At 49.7% G+C, this 15,939-nt stretch carries 11 protein-coding genes; 5 read left to right on the top strand and 6 right to left on the bottom strand.

Annotated elements, in window-relative coordinates:
- Positions 1-18 precede the first annotated feature (18 nt).
- Positions 19-1,821, bottom strand: a complete 1,803-nt coding sequence (gene pepF, locus PAEVO_RS04120; RefSeq protein WP_100536390.1) for an oligoendopeptidase F — start codon at positions 1,819-1,821, stop codon at positions 19-21.
- A 557-nt stretch (positions 1,822-2,378) separates the two neighbouring features.
- Between pepF and PAEVO_RS04115 the strand changes: the two genes are divergently transcribed.
- From PAEVO_RS04115 to PAEVO_RS04095, 5 genes are all read left to right on the top strand, one after another.
- Entirely contained in the window at positions 2,379-4,346 is a 1,968-nt protein-coding gene (locus PAEVO_RS04115; RefSeq protein ID WP_100536389.1) for an endonuclease MutS2, read from the top strand.
- A gap of 71 nt (positions 4,347-4,417) precedes the next feature.
- Positions 4,418-4,936 carry a GNAT family N-acetyltransferase gene (locus tag PAEVO_RS04110; RefSeq protein WP_100536388.1) on the top strand — a complete coding sequence of 173 codons (519 nt, stop codon included), beginning with the start codon at positions 4,418-4,420 and terminating at the stop codon, positions 4,934-4,936.
- A gap of 127 nt (positions 4,937-5,063) precedes the next feature.
- Positions 5,064-5,927, top strand: coding sequence for a class I SAM-dependent methyltransferase (locus PAEVO_RS04105; protein WP_100536387.1), 864 nt, complete (start codon positions 5,064-5,066; stop codon positions 5,925-5,927).
- A gap of 4 nt (positions 5,928-5,931) precedes the next feature.
- Positions 5,932-6,666 carry an RluA family pseudouridine synthase gene (locus PAEVO_RS04100; RefSeq protein ID WP_100536386.1) on the top strand — a complete coding sequence of 245 codons (735 nt, stop codon included), beginning with the start codon at positions 5,932-5,934 and terminating at the stop codon, positions 6,664-6,666.
- Positions 6,667-7,045: 379 nt separating this feature from the next.
- The gene (locus PAEVO_RS04095; protein WP_100536385.1) at positions 7,046-8,407 is read left to right on the top strand and encodes a lytic polysaccharide monooxygenase; all 1,362 of its coding nucleotides are present in this window, start codon (positions 7,046-7,048) and stop codon (positions 8,405-8,407) included.
- A 144-nt stretch (positions 8,408-8,551) separates the two neighbouring features.
- Here PAEVO_RS04095 and PAEVO_RS04090 read toward each other — a convergent pair whose 3' ends face one another.
- The 5 genes from PAEVO_RS04090 to PAEVO_RS04070 form a co-directional block, all read right to left on the bottom strand.
- On the bottom strand, positions 8,552-8,983 hold the full coding sequence (locus tag PAEVO_RS04090) for a MarR family transcriptional regulator (protein WP_100536384.1): 432 nt from the start codon (positions 8,981-8,983) through the stop codon (positions 8,552-8,554).
- A 422-nt stretch (positions 8,984-9,405) separates the two neighbouring features.
- On the bottom strand, positions 9,406-11,865 hold the full coding sequence (gene gyrA / locus PAEVO_RS04085) for a DNA gyrase subunit A (protein ID WP_100536383.1): 2,460 nt from the start codon (positions 11,863-11,865) through the stop codon (positions 9,406-9,408).
- An 11-nt stretch (positions 11,866-11,876) separates the two neighbouring features.
- Positions 11,877-13,856 carry a DNA topoisomerase IV subunit B gene (parE, locus tag PAEVO_RS04080; protein ID WP_100536382.1) on the bottom strand — a complete coding sequence of 660 codons (1,980 nt, stop codon included), beginning with the start codon at positions 13,854-13,856 and terminating at the stop codon, positions 11,877-11,879.
- Between the two features lie 115 nt (positions 13,857-13,971).
- A complete protein-coding gene (locus tag PAEVO_RS04075) occupies positions 13,972-14,961 on the bottom strand; it encodes an ABC transporter permease (RefSeq protein WP_098743120.1) in 990 nt (329 codons plus the stop codon).
- The gene (locus tag PAEVO_RS04070) at positions 14,954-15,922 is read right to left on the bottom strand and encodes an ABC transporter ATP-binding protein (protein ID WP_100539316.1); all 969 of its coding nucleotides are present in this window, start codon (positions 15,920-15,922) and stop codon (positions 14,954-14,956) included. Before PAEVO_RS04070 ends, PAEVO_RS04075 begins: the two co-directional genes overlap by 8 nt.
- Positions 15,923-15,939: the final 17 nt, after the last annotated feature.

Genomic DNA, 15,939 nt, shown 5'->3' with positions numbered 1-15,939 from the left:
TCATATATGCAAATGACACTATTCCTCGTACAGAGACTCTAGTTCGTCGACGAGTGATCCAACATAAGCTACCGCTTTGGAGATCGGCTCGGAAGTGGACATATCGACGCCCGCCATCGCCATTAATTCCAGTGGGCTCTTGCTGCCTCCGGTTTTGAGGACTTGGAGCCAGCGGTCTACAGCCGGTTGTCCCTCCTCGCGAATCAATTGTGCTGCAGCTGTTGATGCAGTCAGTCCTGCGGCATAAGTATATGGATAAAGACCCATATAATAATGCGGTTGTCTCATCCAGGTCAGCTTCGCTCCTTCATCGAGCTCGACCGCGTCACTCCAGAAATCGGATAGCACGGCACCCTTTAGCTCAGATAGCTTATCTGCGGTAATCGGCTCATCAGCCATCGCATGGCGGTATACCCGTCGCTGCATTTCCGCTTCCAGAAGATGAGTCACGTAATTATGGTAATACGTGCTCAGAAGTTGAAGAATAACAGAGCGTCGCATCCGCTTATCCTCGGATTGGCTGAGCAAGTGATCCGCTAGCAGCAGCTCGTTCATCGTTGAAGGCGCTTCGATAAAATACAAGGAAGGACGCGCATTGGTAATACGCTGATTCTTCGCTGCCAGCATCAAATGACCGGCATGCCCGACTTCATGCGCTAATGTGAAGGCATTGCGCATATTATCCGCCCAGGCCATCAGGATATAGGAATGTACCCCGTATACGGAGGAACAGAACGCGCCTGTAGATTTACCAATATTATCGGCATAATCCACCCAGCGCTTGGAGAACGTGGATTTAACGATCTCGCCGTATTCAGGACCCAGAATCGACAAGGCGCTCGAAATCGTGGAGCACGCTTCTTCATAAGTAACGCTTGGATTGAAATCCGGATCCATCGGCGCTTTCAAATCGCAGAACAGCATTTGATCCAGCCCAAGCACACGCTTCTTGAGCTTCATAAGCCTCCGCATATGCGGAGCTAACTCCGTCAGAATGGTATCATGAATATGGTTGTACATCTCCATCGTCACTTGCTGCGGCTTCAGCAGCATGTCCGTTACGGAATCATACCCGCGAAGCCGGGACATCACCACTTGCTTCTTCACTTCGGTGGCGTAAGCCTCGGCAAATGTATGACGCGATCCCTGCAGCGACTTCGTGAACGAGGCATAAGCCTCCCGTCGAAGCTGCGTATCCTCAGACATTTCGTAAGAATTCTCGTACAGACGGAACGAGACCGGTTTGTTTACGTCATTCACTTGAATATCGTCAAAGGTCATATCCGACAGCTTGCTGCGCAAATAGATGCGGTAAGGCGAACCCAGGACCTCTCCCAGCGATGCTAGCACGCTTTCCGTCTCAGGACTCAAGCGGTGAGGCTTGGATTCCAGCAACAATTTTAAGCTGCGGGCATAAGGTTCAAGCCCGTTTTCCTTCGTTATGTAATGTTCGATGGCTCCATCTTCGAGATCCAGCAGCTCCGATTCAATGAACGTCAGAGAGGATTGGATGCGTGAGAGAACATCGCCCGTTTTGGCCGAATTCGCCAGGTTAGCCGGGTTGGTTCCGTCCTCCGATTGTCGTAATCTGGCATACGCCCCGACTCTGCTAATGCTCTCCATCAAAACTTCCTGTTCATTCAAGCATTCCAGAAGAACAGATGCCCCTTCTCCCAGCCGGCCTTTGAATCGCGTCAATTGAGCAGCTTGTGATTCAAGCGCTTTTAAACCCGCTTCGAATTCTTCTTGCGAGACAAACAAATCATCCAGATTCCAGGTTGCCTCAATTGGAACCTCACTTCGTGTCAGCAATTTCCCCATGGATACAGCTCCTCTCGTGTCTTATTCTCTCATGATTGACTACCGCAACTACTAATGATTAGCAACAGCATAACAATTCCATCATATCACAGTTTTTTAAGGGATCGTATCCGCTTTTCCACCTTGACTTCTGCCATATTTATGGATATAGTTATTGCATACTCTTATCTAAAGGAGAGATTTTGATGTCGGTGGTCGTTCTTAACTAACCAAATTTCATATGGATTGAAATGTAAAATTTTGGGCATTTCCTGTAATAGGATATGTTTATTTTTTGATGGATTTTCATTTCGTCCGTTGAATTAGTTAAGAACTGCGGATATCAATTGAAGCCCCTTTAGGGTTTATTCAGATATGATATGGTCATCCGTGCTGAGTTCAGCACGGATTTTTTGGGTCTCCCCCTCTTTTAGCAAAAGGGTTATTTGGAGCTGTCCCATAACGCCATGCCATCGGAATAACGGTCTATGGGCGGAAAGCGAACCTTAGTAGTTCGCTTTCCGCCCTTTTTGTGTTGTATAACCATCCATTTTATAGTCAAAAGGAGAATATCACCCATGAAACCATTCGCATTAAACAAATTGGAGTACGAGAAAATTCGCACCGAGCTTGAACGCTTTGCCGTATCCTATCTGGGAGTCGAGCATATCCGGAAGATGGCCCCCCTCACCCAGATGAAAGCCATTCGCAATAAGCTAAATGAAACGGAGGAAGCCAAAACCCTGCTGCAAACCGGGGCTAGCGTCCCGATTCCTTCCCTGGAGGGAATCGAGCTGATCCTGGATCTGCTCGGCACCGGTTATGTGCTGTCTGAGCGCGATTTCGGGAATATGGTCCAATATCTGAGAAGCTGCCGCCAGCTCATTCAATATATGAATGCCAAGGACGGCATTGCTCCATTGATCAGTTCCTACGCCTCTTCTATGCATGAGCTGCGTCCACTTCTGTCCGAAATCGAACGCAGCATTCACGGCGGTCGTGTTGTGGATAGCGCCAGCAAAGATCTGGCCAAAATCCGCAAAAAAATCATCGTAACCGAGGAACGGATCAAGCGTAAGCTCGACAGCCTGATGAGCCGTTACAAAGGGATCCTGCAAGAGAATGTCATCAGCAAGCGCGGAGGACGTTACGTGCTGCCCATCAAGAAGGAGCACCGTAAATCCGTAAATGGCTCGATTCTGGATGAATCGGCCAGCGGGCAGACGGTATTTATCGAGCCTTCCGACATGCAGGCGCTTCAGATGGAATTAACTCTTCTGCACGCCGAAGAAGTCAGGGAAGAAACAAAGGTGCTGAGTGATTTGACCGCACTGGCCGAGTTATATCAATTCGAACTGAGAACCAATGCCGACATTGTTGGAATCTACGATTACATCATAGCCAGAGGCAAGTACGCCATTTCCATCGGCGGGCGCAATGTGAGCCTGAACCAGGATGGGTTCATCCATCTAAAATCTGCGGTGCATCCTTTAATCGGCTCCTCTATGATACCGCTGGACTTCACCATCGGGAAGCAGTACAAAACCTTGATCATCACAGGACCTAACACCGGCGGCAAAACTTCAGCGCTCAAGACGGTTGGACTCATCACCGTTATGGTTCAATCCGGTCTGCTGGTACCTGTAGCGGAAGGCAGCCATTGCGCCATCTTTGACGAGGTTTCCGTCGATATCGGAGATGGGCAGAGTTTGGAGCATGCCCTCAGCACGTTCTCTGCGCATATTCGCAACATCCGCGACATTTTGCAGACGGCCGGTCGGTCCACGCTGGTGCTGCTTGATGAAATGGCGTCCGGAACGGACCCTGGTGAAGGCGTTGGATTGTCGATCGCCATTCTGGAGGAGCTGAGTCAACGTCAAGCAACGGTTGTGGTCACCACGCATTTTACCGAAATCAAAAATTTTGCCGAGCGCACAGCCGGCTTTGAGAATGCCCGGATGGAATTTGATGCCGACACACTCGAGCCGCTCTATCGTCTGCGGATCGGTGAAGCCGGTCACAGTTATGCCTTTGTCATTGCAGCAAAGCTGGGCATTCCGGAGTCGATCATTGCCAGATCGCGTGAAATCACGGAAGCGGGAACGGCAAGAGGTGACACGCCCCTTAGATATGATGCTGGATCAGAGTCCGAGGAATGGACAGAAGCAGCGAGTCCGGTAGACCAAGTTACCTTACCGTCAGACGAACAGGATAAGCTTAAGAATGTTAAGGATCATGAAGATGAACATGAAGCCTCTCCCTCTTCCTTCTACCAACTTGGCGATCGTGTCTATGTGCCTTATTTGAAACGAAGCGGAACCGTGTATGAAACCGTGGACGGTAGAGGAAATATCGGTGTTATGATTCAGAAGGACCGACTGAAGATTAACCATAAACGGCTGAAGCCTTATATTGCGGCCAAGGATCTATACCCGGAGGATTATGATCTTGATATCGTTTTCGAGAGCAAAGAGAATCGGAAGAAGCGTAAACTGATGAACCGCAAACACATCGAGGGGCTGCAGATAGAAACGAAGCCGGAGTAACGAAACTCTTGATGATGGGGCGACCAGGATATCAAAAAAGAATCCTAAGGATTTGCGAAGGAGAGATCACGATGAACTTACGCACAGAAACCAAGAACGATTATGAGAAGGTCCAGGACCTTCTCACCCGTGCTTTTCCCGGACAGGAAGAAGCGATTCTGGTACAGCGGCTGCGGGAAGACAAAGCCTTTCAACGGGAATTGTCAATCATAGCGGAAGAAGATGGGATCATCAAGGGCCATATTATGTTCAGCCGAGCCAGCCTTTTTGACGGGATTCATAGCCATCACGTGGCTGCACTAGGGCCGCTGGCCGTGCTTCCGGATTATCAACGACAAGGGATCGGCGGAAAATTGATTGAAGAAGGCAAACGGCGGTGTCTCACGCACGGCTATCCCCTTGTTTTTCTATTCGGCCATCCGGCGTATTATCCCCGTTACGGTTTTGTGCAGGCCAGAACCTTTGGGATCGATATAACCCAATTTACTGTTTCCGATGAAGTGTTCATGGTTGCCGAGCTTCAGCAGGGCGCACTCGATCACCTGCATGGCGAATTCCGTTTCCACTCCGCATTCGAAGATTTGGGGTAAGTCGCCGATCTTCAAAGTCTATATCATCCGAATAGCTTTGATCAAGCCGGGCAATCCTTGGTGGCATTCAGCTTCTGATATGTTGTACAATAAAATCTAAATGACTATTTGAAGGATGGTTTTCAACATGTATGTAGCTCAGGATTGGCAAGATTACGAGGTCATCGATACCGGAGGCGGGGAAAAGCTGGAACGCTGGGGCGACGTGATTCTCAGACGTCCGGATCCGCAGATCATATGGCCGATTGAACGTGAAGATGGACAGTGGCGCAGTGTTCACGGACACTATCACCGCAGCTCGTCCGGCGGCGGGCAATGGGACATGAAAAAGCAGCTTCCGGACCGGTGGACCATCTCATACGACCAATTGAAATTTCATATTCGACCAACCAATTTTAAACATACCGGCTTGTTTCCGGAGCAGGCAGCCAACTGGCGCTGGATGATGGATAAGATCGCTTCAGCCGGACGTCCGGTCAGCGTGCTGAACCTATTCGCCTATACCGGCGGAGCAACCGTCGCGGCCGCGTCGGCCGGAGCTCAGGTTGTCCATGTGGATGCTGCGAAGGGGATGGTTCAATGGGCCAAGGAAAACGCGGCATTGTCCGGCCTCGCCGACCGTCCTATCCGTTATATCACGGATGATGTGTTTAAATTCGTGCAACGGGAACAGCGTCGGGGGAACAAATACGATGCGATCATTATGGACCCTCCATCTTATGGCCGCGGACCAAGTGGAGAAACGTGGAAGCTTGAACAGAGCTTGTACCCATTCCTCGAAAGCTGCATGAGCATCGTATCGGATCATCCGCTGTTCATGCTGATTAACTCCTATACAACCGGCATCTCTCCTACTGTTCTGAATAACATGCTGACCATGACCATGAAGCCGAAATACGGCGGCACCATCAGTGCGGGAGAAATCGGATTGCCGATTACCCGCTCCGGCATGAACCTGCCATGCGGCATCCTGGGTCGATGGGAGTCCTGATTCGATGAGCAAGCGGGAACCTGCAGCATATCCGGTTGTGCCGATTCTTTTCGAGGATAATCATGTGTTAGGTGTAACCAAGCCGGTAAACATCCCCTCCCAGGAGGATGCTACCGGCGATCCCGACATGCTGACCATTCTGAAACAGGACATCAAGGAGCGCTACAATAAACCGGGCAATGTATTTTTGGGATTGGTGCACCGTCTGGACCGTCCGGTTGGCGGAGCGATGGTCTTTGCCAAGACCTCCAAAGCCGCTTCCCGATTATCGGAAGCCGTCCGCAGTCGCAGCTTCCGCAAGCAGTATGTAGCGGTCGTTCACGGGATTCCTTCGAAAACTTCGGGTCGGCTCGTGAATATGCTGTATAAGGATGTAAAAACAAATACTGTCCATGTCACCTCTAAAGGTGCGGACGGGGCCAAGGAGGCCATTCTGGATTACACCGTGCTCCAAACGGCGGAAGGCTTCAGCCTCGTCCTGATCGAGCTGCACACGGGCAGGCCGCACCAAATCCGCGTACAGCTCAGCCATGCGGGACATCCGCTGTTCGGAGATCAGAAGTATGGGAGCAAGGTGAACAAAGCCGGCCAGCAGATTGCCTTATGGTCCGTATTGGTCGGATTTCCGCACCCCGTTACCAAAGAGGAGATCTCCATTCGTTCCATGCCGCCCTCAGTCTATCCCTGGAGCCTCTTCTCCATGGACAAGCTGGAGTCCACACTACGATCCTATCAATAGAACTCAAAAAAACGAAATCCAATCTTGGATTTCGTTTTTTATATGCCTCTTTCACAGCGGCAAATATTGTAATATTTTATCCCTCTTCGATAATATATTATCCCTTTACTTTTATCAAAGAATGCCGAAAAATAGTAACTAGATTAGTTTAACATTTTTTAGATGATTTGTACAATCATGGTATAAACTCTAGTTTAGAGTTTATATAAACCAACGGCTGCCAAGGAGGAGGATGATCAAAGCTGTTCATGAATGGTAACACTGTCGGCTCGGTTGTTCATGATGTTTAACAGAGCAAGAAAACTCACAGTTCAGGGAGGTTTGATCAGCAACAAGTGTCCGCTGAATTTAAAATTAAATATACAAGGAGGAATTTGTTATGGACCAAGTTCGATGTCAAACAAATCACCGCTTGCATTTGAAACCGCTGTGGATTTTTTTAGGAAGCACACTGTTGTTCTTCACCATCATGATCATCACAGCAAGCAGCGTCTCCGCTCATGGTTATGTTGAATCACCAGCCAGTCGTGGTTATAAGTGTAAGCTCGGAGAGAACACCAACTGCGGCAGAATCATATATGAACCGCATTCCCTGGAGGGAAAAGGAAACTTCCCGATCGGTGGACCGGCGGATGGTCAGATTGCTGGTGCTGGAATTTTTCACGAGCTCAATGAACAATCACCTACCCGCTGGAGTAAAGTGAACATGAACGGCGGACCGAATACGTTTAAGTGGGTGCTGACCGCTGCTCACGCCACATCCGATTGGAAATATTATATTACGAAAAAAGGCTGGGATTCCAGCAAACCCCTCGCACGCGCAGATCTCGAATTGTTCTGCTCCTTCAATGACGGTGGTAAACAACCGCCGAACACCGTAACCCACACTTGTAACGTACCTACCGACCGTACCGGCTACTATCTGATCCTCGCCGTATGGGAAATCGCCGATACAGGCAACGCCTTCTATAACGTAATCGACGTGAACCTGAATAACGGCAGCGGGAATCAGGACACGCAAGCTCCAACCGTACCGGGTAACTTGAGATCCACAGGCGTCACCAGCAGCAGCATAACGCTCTCATGGAACGCTTCCACGGATAACGTAGGAGTAACCGGCTATGAAATCTATCAAGGGTCCAATCTCGTAACGACCGTATCCGGTTCAACCTTAAGCCACACTGTAACCGGTCTGCAAGCGGCAACCTCCTATACCTTTACGGTAAAAGCACGTGATGGAGCAGGCAACGTTTCACCAGCGAGCAGTCCGTTAACTATTGCCACATCGAATCCCGTCCCGGACACTCAAGCCCCGACGGCTCCTGCCAATTTACGATCTGTAGGTTCTACATCGACCAGCGTATCACTAGCCTGGAACAATGCCACGGATAACGTCGGGGTTACCGGTTATGAAGTATATCGGGGCACAACGCTGGTGACCACGGTATCCGGCAGCACGCTTTCCTATACGGTCAGCGGGTTGACGCCAAACACATCTTATAACTTCACTGTGAAAGCTCGTGATGCGGCTGGCAACGTCTCTCCTGCAAGCAATCAGCTGCAGGTCACCACGACGGACGGCTCCACACCGGGAACTCCGGCCTGGGCACCTAACACTTCATACCAGCAGGGAGCTTTAGTCACATATGGAGGCAACACCTATGAGTGCCGCCAAGCCCACACATCCCTGCCTGGTTGGGAACCCTCCAACGTCCCGGCTTTATGGTTGCTTAAGTCATAATTTCATGACGTCTTGTAAAAAGTTCGAAATCATGGATTGACCATGATGTTTCATGCGTATGAAGATATGTAACAGCCCCTAGGGTGAGCTGCCGTATGCAGCCGCCCTGGGGGCTCTCTACGTTTACAACGTTTGCTTCAGAACTTAGACCTCAACCAGAGCTTCCTTTGGAGCTGTATTAATCTTTCCTAACAGATAGACAAGCAGCTGTTGATTATGCGAGGATATGCGGTTCAAAATCTGGGAAAGGTACTCATCCCTAACCTGTAATCCGCGTGTATACTCCTCACGTCCTTTATAGGATATCGTTACCCAGACGATCCGTCTGTCATTTGCGTCACGTTCCCGTTTGATCAGTCCATTCTTCTCCATCCGGTCCAATAGCATGGTTACGGCTGCCGGACTTGTGGCCAGGTAAGGAATGAAATCGGAAGGTTTCATTCGCTTCTGTTCAGCCAGCACCTCCAGCACCATCAGTTGCGATTCCGTCAATGTCGGTGCTAATCCGGCTTCCATATGGAGCTTATAATCCTTGGCCAGCTTGGACCACACCTTGGCGAATTCGGCAGTATGCATGTTTTATCCCGTCCCTTCAATTATGTCTGTCATGATCAAACCTCGGATACCATCCGTGGATGTTGCACTGTACTTCGTTGAATGGATTTCGTTTGAATCCAAGTCATGATTCCATAATAGTTTATAGGATTAACTTTTCGCGGGCGAGCTCCCAATATCCTTCTTTTTTCGTTAAAAAATATAATTTCCAATCAAGCGACAAAACCCGTCAACCCTTATATGACGGCGTTTTTCAAGGTTCACCTTGCTTCGACATAGCCGGACATATGTCAAATAGTATAAACAAAAGCTCTAATGTTGTGCAAACGCAAAATATAGCAAAAGCACCTCGACAAATATCATCGAAGGTGCTTTTTCGTCCATCTATCTCACCTGTACTTCGAACATTTCTTGCTAAACAAAGGAAGTACCTACATCCTTGTTTAACTTTCTTTGCCTAACTCTGCATGCGGAATACTTACCAAATCAACAATCTGTCCTTGCTTGCCAACATCCGCAAGCAGTTTGCCTATCGATTTACGTTCCGCGATCGGTACTTTCTCCGTATGAATCGGATAAGCTTGCCCGTCTTCGCTGTACGCCATAATCTGCAGCGGTTCACGGCAATAGAAAGCACCGACAATGGCGCTGCCGTTCGGCTTCACCCGCTTGCCTTCCTTAAACTCAAACGTAGCTATTCCTTTTCCGCCGCGGCTTTGCGTCTGGTAATCCAACAGCAAGCTGCGCTTACCATAACCAAGATCCGTGATGGTCAAAATTTCACCCTCATCGTTCTCCACCCATAACGCTGCAACGACTTCATCCCCGTCACGGAGTTGGATTCCCCGGACTCCGCCGGAAACGCGTCCCATGGCGTTGACTTCCTGCTCATTAAACCGGATGCTCATCCCTTCTTTCGAGATCAGCACAATATCTTTATTGCTATCACTTACGACGACCTGGATAATACTGTCTTCCGGAGCAACCTTGGCGGCCGCAATTGCGCCAGTTCGCTTGGTTACATACTCCTTGAGCTCTGTACGCTTCACTTGACCTTTGCGGCTGACGAACACAAGTGATTTGCCCTCTTCTTCAAAATTCGAAACCGGAATGACCGATACGATGTGATCCTCTTTCGGCACCTGAATCACGTTAACGATAGCCGTACCGGCATCTTTCCATTTATATTCCGGAATTTGGTGAACCGGCAATAAGAAATACTGTCCACGGCTCGTGAATATGAGCAGATTCTCCAGCGTATTGACTTCAAACAGACGGGTGATGTAATCCCCTTCCTTAACGCCGGAGCTTTCCAGCTCACCGCCGCTTCGGGTGAAGGATAACATGCTGGTACGCTTGATGTAGCCTTCATTAGACAGCGTTACGAGCACGTCCTCTGCGTTAACCAGCACTTCAAGATTCACCTTGATCTCTTCCACTTCTTCCTGAATGACAGAACGCCGGTCGATACCGTATTTCTCGCGAATTTCAAGCAGCTCTTTGCGAATGACGGCAATCAGCTTCTTATCGCTGTCCAGTATCGCACGCAAGCCCTCGATTTTCTTCGTTAACTCGTCCAGCTCTTTTTGCAGGGAATGAATTTCAAGGTTCGTAAGGCGGTATAATTGCAATGTCAATATGGAATCGGCTTGTCTCTCCGTGAAACCGAACATCCATTGCAGATTGTTCTGGGCATCCTGACGATTCTTGGACGCTTTGATCGCCGCAATAACCTCGTCCAGGATATTTAAAGCCTTAACCAGGCCTTCCAATACATGCGCCCGATCCTCTGCTTTCTCCAGCTCATACTGCGTCCGGTGCGTGACGACTTCACGCTGATGCCCGATATAAGCGGATAACATGTCTTTAAGCCCCAGCTGTTGAGGGGTTTTATTCACAATCGCAACCATATTGAAGTTGTACGTAATTTGCAGATCGGTTTTCTTGAACAAATAAGCAAGAATCCCGTTTGCGTCGGCATCCTTCTTCAGCTCAACGACGATTCGAAGTCCTTCCCGTCCGCTCTCATCGCGAACCTCGGCGATGCCTTCGACTTTTTTCTCGAGCCGTATGTTCTCCATGGCGGTAACAAGCCGGGACTTAACGACCTGGTAAGGGATTTCCGTGATGACAATCTGCTGCTTGCCGCCACGAAGCGATTCAATGTCCGTCTTCGACCGCAGATATACGCGGCCTTTGCCTGTACGGTAGGCATCCAAAATGCCTTCGCCGCCCATGATGATTCCGCTGGTTGGGAAATCCGGACCTTTGATAAAGGTCATAATCTCGGCCAGCTCAATCTCCGGCTTCTGCATGACGGCAATACAAGCATCAATCACTTCCCGTAGATTGTGAGGCGGAATTTCAGTGGCGAAGCCTGCGGAAATCCCGCTAGCTCCGTTCACAAGCAGGTTGGGGTACCGTGAAGGCAGCACAACCGGTTCCTTGGCCGTGTTATCAAAATTATCCTTAAACAGCACGGTCCGCTTCTCGATATCCCGAAGCAGTTCCATGGCAATCGGCGATAGCCTTGCCTCGGTATAGCGCATCGCTGCTGCGGGATCATCATCCTGTGAACCCCAGTTTCCGTGGCCGTCCACGAGCACATGTCCCATCTTCCATGGCTGGGCCATCCGAACCATACCTTCATAAATCGATGAGTCCCCGTGCGGATGGTAGTTACCCATAACATCCCCGACAGTTTTGGCTGATTTTCGGTATGGTTTATCCGGTGTGTTACCCGAATCGTACATGGCATACAGAATCCGGCGCTGAACGGGCTTCAGGCCGTCACGGACGTCCGGGATCGCCCGGTCCTGAATAATATACTTGGAATACCGGCCAAATCGATCACCTACGACCTCTTCCAGAAAAGCCGGCAAAAATTGCTCCGATAAACTCATTCCTTCACCTTCTATTCCTCAAACTCCGCGAAGTTGACATTTTCTACGATCCACCGCTTGCGGGGATCTACTTTATCTCCCATCAGCGTAGACACGCGACGTTCCGCCTTGGCAGCATCATCGATTTGTACCTGCAGCAATGTCCGTGTTTCCGGGTTCATCGTTGTTTCCCATAATTGCTCCGGGTTCATCTCGCCCAGACCTTTGTAGCGTTGCAACTCAAAGTTCTTGAATTCCTTCAAATAATTAGCCAGCTGCTCATCCGTCCAGGCATACCGTATGGTTTCCAGCTTCCCGGATTTGCTGGCGATTTTATACAGTGGAGGCTGTGCAAGATAGACGCGGCCTTCATCAATCAACGGTTTCATGTATCTGTAGAAGAACGTAAGCAGCAGCACCTGAATGTGAGCGCCATCCGTGTCCGCATCCGTCATGATAATGATTTTCGAATAATTGCTGTCCCCGGCGGTGAACTCCGTACCGATTCCTGCTCCGATGGCAGATACAATCGCTCGGTATTCATCATTCTTCAGGATGTCGGCCAGCTTCGACTTTTCCGGATTCATCGGTTTCCCTTTAAGAGGCAGTATAGCCTGGATTTTCGAATCCCGTCCCTGCTTCGCAGAGCCTCCGGCGGAGTCTCCTTCGACAATAAACAATTCGGTTCTCGAAAAATCCTTGGACTGCGCCGGCGTCAGCTTGCCGCCTAGATTGGAGCTCTCGCTGCGTTTCTTGCCGCTGCGCATTTCATCCCTTGCTTTACGGGCCGCTTCACGGGCTTTGGAAGCCTGGATGGCCTTCTTCAAGAGCGTTTGCGCGATCTGTGGATTCTCCTCGAGGAAGATTTGCATCTTCTCGGTGACAATGCTGTCAACCGCACTGCGTGCAGAGGCGCTCCCCAGCTGGTCCTTGGTCTGGCCGACAAATTCGACCTCAGCCATCTTGACGCTGATCACGGTCATCATGCCTTCCCGGAGATCATTCCCCTCCAGGTTCTTGTCCTTTTCCTTCAAAAGATTGTTCTTGCGGGCATAATCATTCATGACGCGGGTATACGCTGTCTTAAAGCCCGTCTCATGCGTACCGCCCCCGCGCGTCGGGATGGAGTTAACGAAAGATGCCAGCGTTTCCGTGTAACCCGCATTATACTGAAGGGCGATTTCGACTTCGATATCATCCTTCTCCGCATAAAAATGGATCACATCATGCAGCACGTCCTTGCCTTCATTCAGGAACTGCACAAACTGGCTTGCGCCGCCTTCGTAGAAAAACTCTTCACCGTTGCCGCTGCGCTCGTCTTTCAGAACAATCCGGAGTCCGGAGTTCAGGAAGGCAATTTCCTGTAAGCGCTCTGCAAGCGTGTCGTAGTTGAGATGCGTTCCCGCGGTAAACACGCGCGCATCCGGTTTAAACGTAATCTTCGTGCCTGTTTTGTTCGTATTACCAAGCACCTCAAGGCCCGTTACCGGTTCCCCGACATGCTCTTTTCCTTTTTTGTCCTGCCAATATTCAAAACGTTGGCGGTGAATTTTACCATCACGGTAAATTTCCACCTCCAGCCACTCGGAGAGCGCATTGGTTACCGAGGCGCCAACGCCATGAAGACCGCCGGACTTCTTATATCCGGAACCACCGAATTTACCGCCGGCATGCAAAATCGTAAATACAACCTGCGGGGTGGGGATGCCTGTCTTGTGCATTCCGGTTGGAATACCGCGTCCGTTATCGTATACCGTCGCGGACCCGTCTTTATGCAATGTAATTTCAATTCTCGAGCAGTACTTGGCCAAATGCTCGTCTACGGCGTTGTCCACAATTTCCCATACCAGATGATGCAAGCCTGACGAGCTTGTGCTCCCTATGTACATGCCTGGCCGTTTGCGCACCGCAACGAGGCCTTCGAGCACTTGAATGTCGTCAGCATCGTATCCTGAACGGTTGTTACCGCCGTTCTTCGATGACTCTGCAAACATATCGATCTGTTCGACCATTCATGCTCCTCCTTCAAATTCACGTATCTCGTGTATTTCTATTTCTACATTTCAATATTTTAGAAGAACGCTGTTCCCTAAAAAATGCAAACAAATGTTTCATGCTTTGTCCATTTTAATTCAAGATATCCCTTCTCGTAAAGACACTGAATGAAACAATAACCGCACAAATTGCCCAGAGGGCCAATACGGCAAGGGAAAAATTCAAAGTCATCCCCTCAATTGGCGGTAAATTGCCGGCCAAATAGTTGGTCAAATTCAGGTTTACCATAAACAAATATTTCGCGCTGCTCCATGCCGATGCCATATTCGTCAGAATATTTCCGGCAATCAATGCGGCCATCATAATCACAATGCTCGCCGCCGTACTTCGAACCAGCACGGACACCATAAAGGCCAGCATACCGACACATACACCGACAAACCACACCAAGCCGCCCTGCATCAGCAAGTACTTCCACTGTGGAACAGCATGAACGCCGGACATATCCACATCAGACCCAACAATTTGGAATCCCGTGAATACCGGTATGTCAAACCCCTTGTATCCGAAAGCAAGACCGGAGATCAGATAGGCAATGACAAAGGTGGAAACTACGATAAGAGACGTAAACATGATCAGGGCGATCAGTTTGCTCAGCAGCACCTTCCATCGCTTCACAGGCCTTGTCAGCAGCATCTTGATGGTACCGGTCGTCCGTTCGCCGGAGACGATATCCGAAGCAATGGCCATAATGAGCAGCGGGATAAACAGGGATATCGCATTATTCAAAAATTCCCGTGTGAACGTAACCCCGTTTGGTTGATTAGGATTCACATCATGCTGCAAATAATACTGCATTTGCTGAATAAAGATTTGCCTATATCGTTTCCATTCATCCGGTACTCTATCACTACTAAGCGAATTCTCATTATCCGTGATTCGCTGCTGAAGCTCAAGCCGCCAGTCACTATTGAACTTCTCCCGGCTCCGTTCAGCCGATTTCATCTGGGCATAGGTAAACATGGGAACCAGAACAAGAAGAACCAGCAGGACAACATAGAACCGCTTTCGTTTGATAATTTTGATGCACTCGTTCTTGATCAGGGGCAACAGGTTACTCAATGCTCTCACCCTCCGTCATCTGCAGGAACAGCTGCTCCAGCGTAGGATTGATCCGATGAACCTCCCGGACCTGTACACCAGCGGCCACCAGCCGTTCCACAGCTCTAGACGTGTATGTCGTGCTCATACGGGTCACAACAGCGTCCGGAGACATGCCTGCAAGCAAATTATCATCGAGCACCTCCTCGGGGCGGTCGACGATTTGGCAATAATCCAGCTTTTGCAATATTCGTTTCCCTTGCACGGCGGGATTCAGATCCCAGATCACATGATCACTGCTGCCGGCAATCAATTCATCGACCTCACCAACCGCAAGCACTCTTCCGCTGCTGATGATCGCCACGCGATCGCATAGCAGCTGAATTTCGCTCAGCAGATGGCTGGAGACAAAAACAGCCAATCCTTCCTCGGCTAATCGATGGATGAACTGCCGCATCTCTTTGATCCCTTTCGGATCAAGACCGTTGGTCGGCTCATCCAGAATGAGCAGCCTCGGTCTGCCGAGCAGGGCCTGGGCTATTCCAAGCCGCTGCCGCATTCCCAGTGAATATGTACTCACCTTGTCATGAATTCTTCGATCCAGTCTTACCGTATCCACAACTTCCTGAATTCGCTGCTGGTTAATGCCGGGCTGCATTCGTGCAAAATGCTCAAGATTTTCCCATCCCGTCATATACGAATACATTTCCGGATTCTCCACGATGGACCCAATATAACGCAGCGCCTGCTCCTGCTGGCGGTTCACATCATAACCGCAGACCTCAATCCTGCCGGAGGACGGTTTAATCAGGTCCACAAGCATGCGGATTGTGGTCGTCTTTCCTGCCCCGTTCGGCCCCAAGAACCCGAAAATTTCCCCTGCGCGCACGTCGAACGACACATCATGTATAATCCATTTTCGACCGATTTTCTTTTTTACATGCTGGACAGATAGTACGATTTCTTGAGCTTGATCATTCATCAAATTCCAACTCCCCA

The sequence above is a fragment of the Paenibacillus sp. GM2FR genome (assembly GCF_002803325.1).
GTDB lineage: Bacteria > Bacillota > Bacilli > Paenibacillales > Paenibacillaceae > Paenibacillus_AQ > Paenibacillus_AQ lautus.
This window is presented reverse-complemented; position numbering and strand designations above follow the sequence as displayed.